10 protein-coding genes and 2 pseudogenes are annotated in these 13,463 nt (G+C 49.4%); 1 reads left to right on the top strand and 11 read right to left on the bottom strand.

The features are described 5' to 3' along the window. Positions 1-29: 29 nt before the first annotated feature. Positions 30-2,065 (top strand): annotated as a pseudogene (gene mobC, locus JCM16496_RS06895) (conjugal transfer protein MobC). Positions 2,066-2,553: 488 nt separating this feature from the next. On the opposite strand, the gene JCM16496_RS06885 reads toward mobC, so the two are convergent. The 11 genes and pseudogenes from JCM16496_RS06885 to JCM16496_RS06840 all read right to left on the bottom strand — a co-directional run bounded on the left by JCM16496_RS06885 (position 2,554) and on the right by JCM16496_RS06840 (position 13,461). Beyond that, positions 2,554-3,858, bottom strand: coding sequence for a sigma-54-dependent transcriptional regulator (locus JCM16496_RS06885; protein WP_025833199.1), 1,305 nt, complete (start codon positions 3,856-3,858; stop codon positions 2,554-2,556). Next, positions 3,827-6,178 carry a hybrid sensor histidine kinase/response regulator gene (locus tag JCM16496_RS06880; RefSeq protein WP_025833197.1) on the bottom strand — a complete coding sequence of 784 codons (2,352 nt, stop codon included), beginning with the start codon at positions 6,176-6,178 and terminating at the stop codon, positions 3,827-3,829. The genes JCM16496_RS06885 and JCM16496_RS06880 overlap by 32 nt, the downstream gene beginning before the upstream one ends. A gap of 115 nt (positions 6,179-6,293) precedes the next feature. Further along, positions 6,294-7,484 (bottom strand): carboxypeptidase-like regulatory domain-containing protein, encoded by a 1,191-nt coding sequence (locus tag JCM16496_RS06875; protein WP_025830983.1) that lies wholly within the window; start codon positions 7,482-7,484, stop codon positions 6,294-6,296. A gap of 24 nt (positions 7,485-7,508) precedes the next feature. After that, entirely contained in the window at positions 7,509-7,898 is a 390-nt protein-coding gene (locus JCM16496_RS06870; RefSeq protein ID WP_243462348.1) for a hypothetical protein, read from the bottom strand. 12 nt (positions 7,899-7,910) lie between these two features. Continuing rightward, positions 7,911-8,708, bottom strand: coding sequence for a YjbH domain-containing protein (locus JCM16496_RS06865; protein WP_025830984.1), 798 nt, complete (start codon positions 8,706-8,708; stop codon positions 7,911-7,913). After that, a pseudogene (locus tag JCM16496_RS06860) lies at positions 8,705-9,597 on the bottom strand (YjbH domain-containing protein). Before JCM16496_RS06860 ends, JCM16496_RS06865 begins: the two are co-directional and overlap by 4 nt. Before the next feature lie 30 nt (positions 9,598-9,627). Then, a complete protein-coding gene (locus JCM16496_RS06855; RefSeq protein WP_025830985.1) occupies positions 9,628-10,698 on the bottom strand; it encodes a DUF1972 domain-containing protein in 1,071 nt (356 codons plus the stop codon). 182 nt (positions 10,699-10,880) lie between these two features. After that, positions 10,881-11,255 carry a glycosyltransferase gene (locus JCM16496_RS06850; RefSeq protein ID WP_025830986.1) on the bottom strand — a complete coding sequence of 125 codons (375 nt, stop codon included), beginning with the start codon at positions 11,253-11,255 and terminating at the stop codon, positions 10,881-10,883. Beyond that, positions 11,236-11,583 carry a glycosyltransferase gene (locus tag JCM16496_RS23550; protein ID WP_244440270.1) on the bottom strand — a complete coding sequence of 116 codons (348 nt, stop codon included), beginning with the start codon at positions 11,581-11,583 and terminating at the stop codon, positions 11,236-11,238. The genes JCM16496_RS06850 and JCM16496_RS23550 overlap by 20 nt, the downstream gene beginning before the upstream one ends. A gap of 23 nt (positions 11,584-11,606) precedes the next feature. Then, positions 11,607-12,350: a glycosyltransferase gene (locus tag JCM16496_RS06845; RefSeq protein ID WP_244440269.1), complete on the bottom strand. Its 744-nt coding sequence runs from the start codon at positions 12,348-12,350 to the stop codon at positions 11,607-11,609. Positions 12,351-12,450: 100 nt separating this feature from the next. After that, entirely contained in the window at positions 12,451-13,461 is a 1,011-nt protein-coding gene (locus tag JCM16496_RS06840; RefSeq protein ID WP_025833195.1) for a phosphotransferase, read from the bottom strand. Between the last annotated feature and the right edge of the window lie 2 nt (positions 13,462-13,463).

Genomic DNA, 13,463 nt, shown 5'->3' with positions numbered 1-13,463 from the left:
AAGTATCAACCCGTTTATCCACAATTTTTATGCAACAGGAAGACGATTTGAGGCTCTCGCCAAGATAATGGAGTTCGGCAGGGCCGTGAGTATTTTTCTTTTGGTGGTACACGTTTATGTGTACTGCTATCCAAGTATCACCGCATGGCATCTGAACCTTGAGGTGATAGACCGGATTCTGGTAAACTTCAACAACACGACCGGTGTTTTCAACTGTATCCTCTGGACCAAGCTGCTGGCGGTGCTTTTGCTGGCCACCTCCTGTCTGGGCACGCATGGGATCAAAGGGGAAAAAATCACCTGGCACAAGATCTATACGGCCCTGGTGGCTGGAAGCGTGCTGTTTTTTCTGAACTGGTGGCTGCTTGAGCTATCTTTGCCACACACGGTGGGCTCCATATTGTATATCTGCACGCTTACCGCGGGTTATCTTGGCCTGTTGATGGCGGGTCTGTGGATGAGCCGGCTCCATAAGCACAACCTCATGGAGGACGTCTTCAACATGGAGAACGAGAGTTTCATGCAGGAAACCCGTCTGATCGAGAACGAGTATTCGGTGAATCTCCCTACAAGATTTTATTATAACAGGCGGTGGCATAATGGATTTGCCAACATAGTCAATATTTTTCGAGCCTGCATGGTTATCGGGACGCCGGGCAGCGGCAAGTCCTACGCGATAGTCAACAGCTACATCCGCCAGCTTATCGCCAAGGGCTTCGCGATCTACATCTACGATTACAAGTTTGACGACCTGTCCACCATCGCCTATAACTCGTTATTGAAGAATATGGACAAATACGAGGTCAAGCCCCGGTTCTATGTCATCAATTTCGATGATCCACGCAGGTCGCACCGTTGCAATCCCATCAATCCGGAATTCATGACGGACATATCCGACGCGTATGAGGCGAGCTATACGATAATGCTCAACCTCAACCGCACCTGGATCGAAAAACAGGGGGACTTCTTCGTGGAGTCCCCCATCATTCTGCTCGCGGCAATAATCTGGTATTTAAAGATTTACAAGAACGGCATTTACTGTACGTTTCCCCACGCGGTGGAACTGCTCAACAAGCCCTACTCGGATCTGTTCACCATCCTGACCTCTTATCCGGAGCTGGAAAACTATCTTTCCCCCTTCATGGACGCATGGAAAGGAAATGCCCAGGACCAGCTCCAGGGCCAGATAGCCTCGGCAAAAATACCCCTTACGCGCATGATCTCCCCACAACTCTACTGGGTGATGACCGGTAATGATTTCTCATTGGATATCAACAATCCGAAAGAACCCAAACTGCTCTGTGTGGGCAACAATCCGGACAGGCAGAACATTTATTCGGCAGCGCTCGGATTATACAATTCCCGTATCGTCAAGCTTATCAACAAGAAAAGACAGCTTAAATGCGCCGTCATCATCGACGAGCTTCCCACCATCTATTTCCGTGGGCTTGACAACCTAATCGCGACGGCGAGAAGCAACAAGGTGGGCGTGCTTCTGGGTTTTCAGGATTTCAGCCAGCTGACACGCGATTACGGTGAAAAGGAATCCAAGGTCATCCAGAACACGGTGGGGAATATTTTCAGCGGACAGGTAGTCGGGGAAACCGCAAAAACGCTTTCAGAGCGCTTCGGCAAAGTGCTCCAACAGCGTCAGTCCGTTTCCATCAACCGTCAGGACGTATCCACCTCCATCAACACACAGCTTGACTCGCTTATTCCGGCATCCAAGATTGCCAACCTCTCGCAAGGCACGTTTGTCGGAGCTGTGGCGGATAATTTCGATGAGAGGATAGAACAGAAAATATTTCATGCCGAAATCGTCGTAGACCATGCCAGGATCAGCGCGGAAGAAAAGGCTTATCAGAGAGTCCCGGTCATCAACGACTTCAAGGACAGGAACGGTAACGACATCATGATGCAACAGATACAACGCAATTACGACCAGATCAAGGCGGACGCACAGGCTATTATCAATGAGGAGATGCGGCGCATCAAAAATGACCCGGAACTCCGTAAACGACTGGGTCTGGAAAGCGAAAAAGGAAAGGAACCCGACAAATCATGACAAGTGCATGGGTAATTGAAGAAATTCGAATTCTGTAAATCCCAAAGTAGGATGAATCTCTGAAATATTTTGTATCCTCGCCATATCTTAGTTTGGATATTCCCCCCCCGTTTTGGCTGTCAAACCTTATTTGCGGGGGAATATCGAAAGATACAAAAAAACAACTAATTCACAATACTGTAAGTATGAATCAGTTGACTAATTTTATAGGATTTACTGAATGTCCCTTGCCGAATGTAAGGTAAAAGCACGACAAGGATTGCATTTATCTGGCAGGAGTAGGAGATGGAGGTAGCGCGGAATATGCCGATGGACTTTTCCGGTATAATCTGGTGGACGAGACGGTACTTTATCCGCTACCCCTTTCTTATGGTGGCGGAATCCCCCCTGACGGAAGAATTCCAGCCTGCCCGCTGGAAACTTCCTGGCCGCAAAACTTTCTCCAACGGAATCTGCCGGCTTATATATGAACGAAACATATGAAAATTCTATCTCAATCCATACATTTCCATTTTCTTGTATAGTGTCGGACGGCTCATCCCCAGCATTTTTGCCGCACGGCTGATCTTACCTCCACATTCTTCCAGGATCTTCCTTATTCGTTCTTTCTCTTCCGCTTCTTCCATCAAGCCTTTCTTGCATTTTCCACCTGTTTTACAAACGGCCGCCTCAAGACCCAAATCTCTGTGGGTTAACGAGGGGGATTCCGCCAGCAATACGGCACGCCTTACCCGGTTACCGAGTTCACGTACATTGCCCGGCCATGAGTGGGAAAGCATGGAGATTCTGGCTTGTTCGGTAAAACCGGAGGTTTCCACACGTATCTCTTCTGAATGTCGCTTACGGAAGAAATCCGCCAACGGCAATATATCCTCCGGACATTCGGAGAGGGAGGGCTGGCATATCTCAAACTCGGCGAGACGGTAGTACAGATCCTCCCGGAAACGCCCCTCCCGTATGGCACGCTCCATATCCTCGTTGGTGGCCGACAATATCCGTACATCGGCTTCAAGTTCTTTGCGGCTGCCCACCGGACAATACACTCTTTCCTGCAATACCCTGAGTAGCAGTGTCTGCATTTCAGGAGGCATGTTTCCGATCTCGTCAAGAAAGAGCGTACCGCCCCGGGCCGCCTCAAAATAGCCGGCGGTATCCTTTTTCGCGTCGGTAAACGCCCCCTGCACGTGACCGAAAAACTCCGATGCGGCGAGTTCCCCCCGGATACAACCGCAGTTCACCGCCACAAAAGGCTTGTCCTTACGTCCGCTATGCCGTTGGATCAGCTGCGCGACAGATTCTTTTCCGCTACCATTCGGTCCAAGGATCATGACGGAACAATCCAGGGGAGCCACACGACAAGCTATCCGTTCGGTCTCCCGGACCGCCACGCTAAACCTTTTCATGAATGATTTCCTCGGGGGAACGGAAACTGGCAGGCCGACCAATCCCCGTAACAGTTCCATCAGTTGTTCCTCATGGACAGGCTTGGGCAAGTAGTCTTTCGCACCCAATTTGACGGCACGCACCGCATCCGCAATGGAGGCATATTCGGTCATCACCACAAAAGGGATGTGTAACCCTTGGGACACGCTCCATTCCAGCAGGCTGATGCCATCCCCTTCGGGGAGGCGGACATCCGTCAGCACCAGCGCCACGTCGTTCCCTTTGATTTTTCGGCGTGCCGAAGGCTCGTCCGTGGCCGTCAATACTCCATAACCGGCTTTCAGCAGCCATTTCTCAAGAATATCGCAGAGGATCAGGTTATCCTCCACGACCAGTAAGGTCTTTTTCATTCCCGTCATCCCTTTTCTCTAATTCATTATTCACCTCATCCATCAGTGTCCGTATCTGCTCCATAACCCTCAAGGTGTGCCCTCTGACCGTCTCGTCGCCTGCGGCCTTGTCATGCAGGATTTTCCGGTAGTCCGACAACACGTCACCGGCTCCCAGCAATTCCCAGACCGGAGCCATCCGGTGCACGGTCCTCCGCATGGCCTCACGGTCCATCCCCTCCATTGCCCCTTCCAGTTCGGCCAGATCCTTTTCCGACTCTTTCATGACAAGCCCGAACATATGCCGGCGGTCGTCCGTACTTTCCATCAGACGGGAATAATCAAACGGGGACGCACCGGCAGCTCTGCCTGCCATTACGGAGGAAAGAAAGGCCAGCAGTCCTTTTGAGGAGAAAGGCTTGTGTATGCAACCGCAAAAACCGGACCTCGCATAGACACCCGAGTCGCCGTCACCCCGTGCCGTCATGACGGCGACAGGGATGGTACGGGAATTTCCGATATCCGAACCGCGCAGCAATTTCAACAGGCCGAAACCGTCGGTCACGGGCATCTGTATGTCTGTCAACACCAGATCGTAATCCAGACGGTCGAGCGCGAGAACCGCCTCTTTTACGCTCTGGCAGGTCGTGCATTCCACGCCGTGGCGTCCGAGCATGTCTTCCGTTATTCTCAAAAGGATGCTGTCATCATCCACTACCAGCACACGCTTGGGAAGTACCATGGCGGACTGTACCTGGAACTCCTCCGTTTCCGGATCCTCCGTTGTTTCCGGAAGAGGAAACGTCAGGCGGAATATCGTGCCCTTGCCCGGCCGGCTCTCCACGTCTATGTTTCCGTCCAGCACCTTCACAAGGCCTTTCGTGATAAAGAGCCCCAGACCGAACCCTTCAGAGTTTATCTCCTGCGCCGCACGCTCGAACGGACGGAAGACACGCTCCAGTGTCTCCCTGTCCATGCCGATACCGGTATCGCCTACCTCCACATGCAACCTGCCTTCCGCATATCCGGTATGGAAACGGACCGTACCGGACGGGGTGAACTTGATGGCGTTTGTCAGCAGATTGTCCAGTATCTGTTCCAGCTTGTCGGCATCTCCTCTCACCGTGATATTGTTGACAATCTCATGACACCTCTCGAACAGCAGGGCCTGGCCGGCCGCTTTCCGGGCGTATTCCTCCGATATGTTGTCTAGCAGGCTGCCCAAACGGAAAGGGATCTCATTACGGGTATCCCTGGTCTCATTGATCCTATAGACATCCATCAGGTTGTTCACCAGATTCAGTATATGGCGGCAGGAATGGCGGATGTTCTCCAGATAGCCTTCCCGTTTTTTCTTCTCACGGGTTTCCGAGGCCAGCTCCACACAGTTGCTGATATTGCCCAATGGTCCCCGTATATCGTGCGAGATGGTCAGGATGATCTGTTTACGCATACCGAGCAGTTCCTCGTTCTCACGGTTTATCCTTTGGAGCTGTGCCCGCCCTTCCCTTTCTTTCCTGATGTCATGCCGTATGATCAGGAACGAGATGAATAGCAAGGAGGAAGCGGAGACGATTACCAAGACAAACAGCTTGAAAGAAAAATCTCCGGCTTCCGTGATTTTTTCCTCACGACTGATGAACGCCGCCTGCGCTTGCCCGTCAAGATGGGTGACGAGCACGTGCAGTTTCTGGTTCAATGTCCTGTTCTGCCTGCGCAGGCTGTCCGCATATGCATTTATTCGGCGGTTACGTTCCTCCTGCATGGCAACCAGCCTGTCATTCAATTCCCGTAGCCCTTCCGACGGTTCGAGGACCTGTACACTCTTTTTCCCCCCGAGCCAGCCAGCGACACCTGTCTTCCTCCGGGTGACCGTCCGGATGCGGACCGCTTCCCTGGCAACGACTGGCAGACGGTTTGCGAGCAGGCTGTCTGCCTCCTCCAGCTGGGCGATGGCTTTCATGATGTGGGACAGATGCTCTTCCTTGGCCTCCAGTAAATGACATAAAGAATCGATCTGTCCGGGCAGGACAAACATGCCACAACTCGATTTCAATGTTTGCAGCAGGCTGTCCGTATGCAGGCGCTTTCCATGGTAGTCACGGAAGTCGGCATCCTCCCAGACAATGACGGACTCCCCGTCGGTGGCAAGTTCGGTGATATGGCGATGGGCCGTACTGATATCATGCCAAATCCGGCGTATCTCCGCTGTCTCCGATCTTATCGTACGCATACGGTCACGTTCGTATAACAGGATGGAAACCATGCCGCAAACGGCCACGACCAATATCATGTATCCTAGAAGTACCTTATACTGCAATGAGATATTCCCTGTTTCCATAAAAAATCAATGGATAGATAAAATATAGAAAAAGCCCCTGTCTCCTCCGGTGACCGGGTTCAGACAGGGGCTTCCGTATCGGGATGAATGAAAGGCTAATCTTACACCGGTTCTGTCAATCGGTTCCACCCGTATGCTGGCGGTTCCAAGACCGGGTTATGACAGATACCGTCCCATACTGCCTGCCGGAAACGCTACGACCTAATGCGGATGCGGTGAGCGTGGTTACCTCCTGCTGTCCGCTGATGCTCATGGCCGTGCCGACAGGCAGGGTCACATTGATGGGATAGGTACCAGTTGCCTCTGTCACACCTGCTCCTGCGGCACGTGCCACGATCTCAATCAGGTAAGCGGTGATCTTGTTCGTGCCGGACGAACTGATATCCGTACCGATCTTGTAGGAATAGGAAGCAGATGAAACAGCCATGTCACCGCTTCCGTACAGGTTGTCCCATGAGTCGGGAGAGAAGCTGACAGCCTCCGATGTTTTCGATGAGCTGATGGTGGCATTGCATAACAACGAGTAGGAGGTGAACTGGTCAACTGTCACCGTGACTTTCCCGTCCGTTCCTACCGTATATTCCGCATCCACCCATTGTCCGTTCACATATTTCTGTGCGGTGATGGTTTCAGCTATCTCAGGATCCACGTCATACTCTAACGTCACAGATTCCTGCAATTCGGCCGACGCGTTGGAACTGCTGACTCTCGTACCTATCAGCAAGGTACTTCCAACCGCTTTCGTAACGGCAGAACGAACTGCGGCCTGTTCAACCTCATCCGTTGAATAGATGGGAGTGACAATGATTTGCGTACCGGCTTCCACGGCACCTGCCGGGGCGGTCAATGTCATTTCTATCTCTCCATCCTCATTCCCTTTCAATGTCTCGGAAGTGACAACACCGCTGGCAGAACCGTCCGGCTCTACGTTAATCGCAGTTCCTTTATTGCTCAATGCCACGTTCCACACCGGATTGTTGCTGTCCCCGTCACTCACGGTAACGGAAGTCTCTTTGGACTCCTTGCCATCCGCTTCCGCCTTCAAGGTATAAGTACCTGCGGCTACATTTTCAAACACGAATGTACCGTCCGCCTTAGTCGTTGCGGATGTCCCGCCCATGGAAACGGTTGCCGAAATACCCTCACCGTCAACACCTGTCACACGTCCGCTGATACTATGTGTCACAGCCACTGTAGGCGGGGTTACATTGCTGTAATCGGGGTCATCGTCACTACAACTTGCCATACCCATCGCAAGGCAGGCAACAAGGAGCATGAAAGCCCCTTTCTTCATAAAATTGTACATAAATAAAATGAATTAAAATGTTAATTATAAATGATAAATAACTCTCATGACAGATGTTTTCCGGACCTTCTCAGTCATCCAGAATCCATTCCTTCCATCCGGCATAATCACTTGCCCGACGACCGGCATCCAACGCGTTCCTTGCCGACCGGTCTCATGTCCTGCTGCGATCCTCCTTACATAAGAGGCCGGAACTTCCACCATCACCACACGCCTTCCGTCCCTCAAGTGGAAAATCAACGGTTTCTTGTCCTTATAATGGAATTGCTCTTCCAACAGACATGGCGAATATTCCAACGCCAGCCAACTATCGCCACACCGATACAAGTGAATGGTCTGCCGATTGAACCGTTCCTGATCGAGGGCAGCTTCCAACCGGGTGTCAAGGAATTCAAGCAACAAGGGATATTCCATATTGTCGGTCTTTTACAACAGGTTGATGCAGAAGCATACCCCTCCCGAAAAATACTTTCCGTTCTGCAAAGAAGATTGTACCAGCAAGTGCTTCCACAGTTTCCAGTCGAAGCCCACATTCACGTCATCGCCCGTGTATTCGGCTATCAAGCGCAAATTCTTTTGGAAAGAAGGCTGATAAGTAATGCCGCCCACCGGGCCGTTCCACTTGCTGTTATAGTTGCGCTTCCAATGGCGGTACGCCACATGGATGCCAATGCTGTGACCTTTCAAGCCGATATGCTTGGTGGCGGCAATGTAATAGTTAGAAAAGTATTGGCTTTTCCCGTCCCCATTTTGAGGACTTTCTCCTTCTTTCCCGGTTCCCTCCTTGCTGTCCGTACCGTATGGATCATTGGCACCGATGGCTATAGCCGGCCACCATTTCCCTTCTTTCAAAGGTTGCAGTTTGACAGAAAAGTAACGGTCCTTGAAGCGTAATTTAGGATTGCCTTCCAAGACCTGTCCTTTATTGTCGATTGCACGCCCTTTCTGTAAAGTACAAGTATAGCCGATTTCCAGCCATGAGAAAGGAGTGATACTCAGATAATGGCTCAACGTATTGTATTTCCCCTCGTAATTGAATCCTTTGTCCGGCGTGAATTCCTTGTTCAAAAAATGCGCACCGACACGTGCCTCTCCGGCCTCATCCATTTCTCCGCTCGGTACATGGATCAGTCCGCTCATGCCCGTATATTGTTGGGCGTGCAAGAGTTGTCCGCTTCCGAAAAAGAACAGGCAACCGATTATCAGAATTGTAATTTGTCTCATGGTCTGCCTCCTTCCTTGTTGGTGAAGTCCGGTTCCATCCGATTGGCACCCCATTGCAGACGGTTGCGGTCGTAATGCCCTTCACGTTCATTTTCTTCCGGATCGGTGGAATACATTTTCACAGCGTATGGCTGTCCCTGAATGTCGTAAGTCAGCCTGAAATTGGAAGCCGGACGTACCATCACCTTACGGGCTTTCCGCTTGTAGGGTGGAATCATCATGATGACCTTGAAACCTCCGTTCTCCTTGCCTTGGTCACTGTATTGGGCATACAGACCTACCGTACAGTGCTTGAAATGACGCATGCTTCGGCCGTCACGCCATAATCCTCATAAAGATACCGGCCACCGTGCAGCCGGAATTCCGTATTCACCTTTTCCAGATAGACGTTCACTCCGGCTTGTCCCGTCACTCGCTCCATCTTGCTGCATTCCCAATCTACAGCCATCGAGCAGAAGCCCGTCACACCCACTTGTGCGTCCAAAGCCAGCCATCTGTTAATCGGATACATCCATTTCACATCCAGCCCATAGCGTTCCCGTCCAAACAGTCCACCGCTCACTTTCAAGAATTGCGAACCGTTCCAGTCCCATTCCTTAGACAGCACTGCCATACTCAGGCGTACCTTCTTATACCGATCCCCATAATCATTATAAACGGGGATTATGGCCTGACCGGCCAATTGCCACCGGTTGCCGATGTGCCATTTCAGACCGGGAGTCAGGTTCACCAAAACCTCGTACATCTTCGTGTAGAAGATATCCCGATAATGCAATTCCGCCCCTGCAAACAATTCCACTTTGGGGCTGACCGGTGCCTGCGACAAAGCTTTTAAAGCCGGCAGCAACAGCAATACAACCACCCCCCCCCAATACCGTTTTCTCCTCATTGTCAATCTTTTTTGTTCTTATATATTTCTTTAGTACAATATTTCATATTGTTCCGCAATGTATTTCCATGTATATCGCCTCATGGCTATCTCTTTCATCGGCGTACCGTCCGGTGTATTCCGGTTCAGTAGTTCCGTCAATTCATCCGCAGTCTTGAAGTAACAGGCTTTATTCCCAGTCGTTTCCCGGTTATATACCACATCATACGCCAGAACCGGCTTCCCGAAAAACATCGCCTCCACCAAAGAGGGATTGGTACCGCCCGCACTATGCCCATGAACATAGCAACAGCACCAATTACGCAGCGCATACAACTCGTCCAAGTCATATACCGCATTCACCATTCGTATATTGCTGTATTCAGCGTATTTCTGTTTTAATCCACGGCTATATTCGCTCCGTTCCCAGTTACCCACGAACACAATATCTTTCCCGCTGGAGGCAAATGCCTCACAAATTACATGGCTGTTGTTCTCCGGCTCTATCCGGCATACGCTGACTGCATAGTTGCCCGGTGTCACCCCGTATTTCCGCAGGATTTCCATCTGCCGTTCTTCTGATATATTTCTCAGCACCTGGTCTCCCCCGTAGGCTATCAAAACCGCTTCCTTATGATAGGTCTCCATCACATAGTCCTGAATCCCCTTATTGTCTGCCACCACCACATCGGCATAGCGCACCGCCATTGCCTCACTGGTACGCAGGAACCATTTGGTGAATCCGCCCCATTTGGCTCTGCGATGTTCCAGACCGTCAATGTTAATCACTAATTTTTTCCGGTATAACAGTCTGAATACGGGAAGGAAAATACATCCCGATACCCCCAGTATGACTACCGTGTCATACCCCTTCAACGTGGAGAGCATCGACAGGATATCATAAGGCGTACTTTGCATGCCGTTGGCATGAAACAGCGGAATATATTTCAATCCGGCACCTTTATAAGAATCCCTCCGTTCCGCATAATCTTTACTGCTGCAAAACACGGTATACCGGATATCCGGAGAACAGTTCTCCCCGATAATATTCTCCACCAATGTCTCGAAGCCACCATATTTTGCGGGCACACCCTGTATGCCCACAATCGCTACTCGCTTCATCTAATAAAATAAAAGTTGTTTTTAAATATATGGAAATTCTCTACTTTTCCCGCTTCTGAAAATTGTTTGCGCTTTTCCCTCCAAGGACTGAATATAACCTAAAAGAACCGTTTGAGAATAAAAATCGTTGAAGGTTGGCAGTTGAAGATTCGCTTCATTCGTATAACCCCTGATTTCCGTTGTTATTCATTCAAGATTGTGAGGATTCTTTCAATCATTGTATCATCTTTGAAATATAAAGAGGCTTGGTATGATTCGTTAGCCATACGCATATAATGGTCTTTATCATTGAGCGTTTTCTCAATCAGACAGATGATCCGCTCCAATTCCTGCACATCAACCTTATACCCGTTCACACCGTCTTCCACCATTTCAGCAATGCCGCCTTCAGTCGGTACTATTACAGGAAGTCCCGCACTCATGGCTTCAAGGGCAGTCAGCCCGAAAGTTTCTACAAACTGACGTTTGTCCGATAGGTTCAGCACCACCGATGCTTTGTTGTAAAACGTAGAGACATCCGTCTGACGTGACAGAATCTTAATATTGTTCTTTCCCATTATCGATTGATTTCATCAAAATAGAAAGGTTTTCAGCCGATTTATATTTTTCCGAGCATTTCAAAGCTTCTTTTGCCAACGAATGGTAAAGAACCTTGTTGTCGAGCATTCTTCTTATTTGCTTCTGAATGATGTCTAATTCCTGCACATCCGTTTTGTAGCCATTGATGCCATCCACTACCATTTCGGCTATGCCGCCCACTGTAGGCACAATCACTGGAAGCCCGCCACTCATGGCTTCTAATGTAGTAAGCCCGAATGTTTCCACAGCTAATCGAGGATTGGTCAGACAAACTACAATGGATGCCGCATTATAAAAAATGGCCACATCAATTTGCCTTGGATAAATCGTCAGATTACCCCCCCCTTAATATTTGTTAATTTATTGTCGGATAAGTACTTGTCTATGTTTTCTTGGGTGTCGTTAATTACCAGTACGAACTTGTATTGCGGCAAACGATTCGCTAACTCAATGAATTCGCGTGTACCTTTATACTCTTTTAGAGAACCCAGCATCAACACCGTCTTCCGCTCAAAAGCCGCTTCCGCATCGGGGTACAACTTGCTCACAAACTCCGTAGGCAATGCATTCGGTATCACAGTCACTCCTTTCTTCCTTTTCAGAAAAGAAGCCTGGTAAGCCGACACACAAATTATCTCATGCGCCAACTTCTGCATACAGCAGGCCAGCACTTTATAGAACGCCCCTTTGATAAAAGCGTTCTCGTGATAGTGATAGACCACCCGCTTCCCCATAATCCGACCAGCCAAAGCCGGCCCCACGGGCAGTAGCGTATTGATATAGAACACCACATCCTTTCTGAACAGATAGCGGAACGCAAAGAAGAAAGTATATAGCTGAATCACAGTGTAGCGCAACATCGTCACCGCAGGGTTCGCGGAAAAATGATACGGATAAGAATACCGCTTTATACCAGGATGTGTGTTCAGTTCATCCAGCACCCCGCCTTTTGAAGTAACCAATTCTACCTTTTTCCCTTTGCCAAGTAGCCCTTTAAGCACCATGTTCAATACTTTGGGGCTTCCGCTGTAGTCGTTGAAAAGGTGAAAACAAACGATACACTTTTTATTCATTTGCATAAATATTTGAGAAGTCCAATCCATAACTTCATGTTCCTTTGCACATCACCGGTAAACACGCCTTTTTCACGCTTCACGTAATGTGCTATAATGCCTAATAAATAGCTTGTGTAGCTAAATCCGGATTGCCGAACAAAGATTGAAGGCGTTCTTTATCATGCTGAAAAAGTTTCCAGATGCCATCAGCACCTAAATGTTCCTCAAAAATGGCGGTTTGCGTGAAGAAGTGGAAATAATCCAAATAAGGCGGATAAGTACGCTTGGCGTATTCAAAGTCAAAGGCATATAGGCGGCCTTTTTCCACATATATGTTCCATGGCGTGAAGTCGGCGTGATAAAAAGAGAAAACCACCTCCCTATGAACATAAAAATTCAAAACTTTGCTCACACCCTCCACGATGGGTCTTGTTTCAAATCCCGGCAGGTTATTCATTTCCTCGCAGAGCAAGCACAAATCCCGATAATACTCCGTTTCCTCGAAAGGGATGTGCTGCTTTGTCTTTTCGTGCAGTTCTTCAAGGAATGCCATTTCCCTTTCGTTCCACCGGTGGTCTGTCGAAGAGTGCCGTGTCTTGGTCGTAGTTTGCACAAACAGCCCCAGCCCGTCTCTCCACTCTCCGCTGTACAAACACCGGGGGACGGATGTCACCCCTTTTTGTTCCAAATAGTCCAGCGTTTCCTGTTCTTGCCGAAAAATATGCTTTATCTCATCGTTGTCACTGAATTTGGCATAGCCTAATATGCGTGCCCCTTTGCTGATTTGCATGGTTATCTTTTGATGTACGCATGGAGTGCCGCAAAAGATAGAGAACTCTATGTCGCCCGTGCCAAACAACCGGCATAGTAGTTTTTCCAACTCTGGGACTAATTCATACCGCTTCTTTTCCGCTCCGACTGCTTTATTGACAACACCCAGCCTGTAAAGATAGGGGAATAAGGCCTTCATCCCTTTTCCTTTTATTCCGCTGGGCTGATAGAGGTTCATTGCCGTCCGCATATTCTTGGCAGGCATCAGCCACCGCTTGCCGTCAGCGTTCGAAAAGGTATAGAAAGTATTGCTTCCCCCCTCATTCAGAAGGAAAGGCAAAAGATGTGCTATGCTCATTC

Origin of the sequence: Bacteroides rodentium JCM 16496, assembly GCF_000614125.1 — a bacterium.
GTDB classification, from domain to species: Bacteria; Bacteroidota; Bacteroidia; order Bacteroidales; family Bacteroidaceae; genus Bacteroides; species Bacteroides rodentium.
The sequence above is the reverse complement of the archived record's forward strand: the minus strand, read 5'-3'. Positions and strand labels throughout refer to the sequence as shown.

Excerpts from the sequence above, each read along its gene's own strand:
- JCM16496_RS06880 (WP_025833197.1), bottom strand. The coding sequence starts at position 6,178 with ATGGAAACAGGGAATATCTCATTGCAGTATAAGGTACTTCTAGGATAC.
- JCM16496_RS06875 (WP_025830983.1), bottom strand. The coding sequence starts at position 7,484 with ATGTACAATTTTATGAAGAAAGGGGCTTTCATGCTCCTTGTTGCCTGC.
- JCM16496_RS06855 (WP_025830985.1), bottom strand. The coding sequence starts at position 10,698 with ATGAAGCGAGTAGCGATTGTGGGCATACAGGGTGTGCCCGCAAAATAT.
- JCM16496_RS06865 (WP_025830984.1), bottom strand. The coding sequence starts at position 8,708 with ATGAGACAAATTACAATTCTGATAATCGGTTGCCTGTTCTTTTTCGGA.
- JCM16496_RS06885 (WP_025833199.1), bottom strand. The coding sequence starts at position 3,858 with ATGAAAAAGACCTTACTGGTCGTGGAGGATAACCTGATCCTCTGCGAT.
- JCM16496_RS06870 (WP_243462348.1), bottom strand. The coding sequence starts at position 7,898 with ATGGAATATCCCTTGTTGCTTGAATTCCTTGACACCCGGTTGGAAGCT.
- JCM16496_RS06850 (WP_025830986.1), bottom strand. The coding sequence starts at position 11,255 with ATGGGAAAGAACAATATTAAGATTCTGTCACGTCAGACGGATGTCTCT.
- JCM16496_RS06845 (WP_244440269.1), bottom strand. The coding sequence starts at position 12,350 with ATGAATAAAAAGTGTATCGTTTGTTTTCACCTTTTCAACGACTACAGC.
- JCM16496_RS06840 (WP_025833195.1), bottom strand. The coding sequence starts at position 13,461 with ATGAGCATAGCACATCTTTTGCCTTTCCTTCTGAATGAGGGGGGAAGC.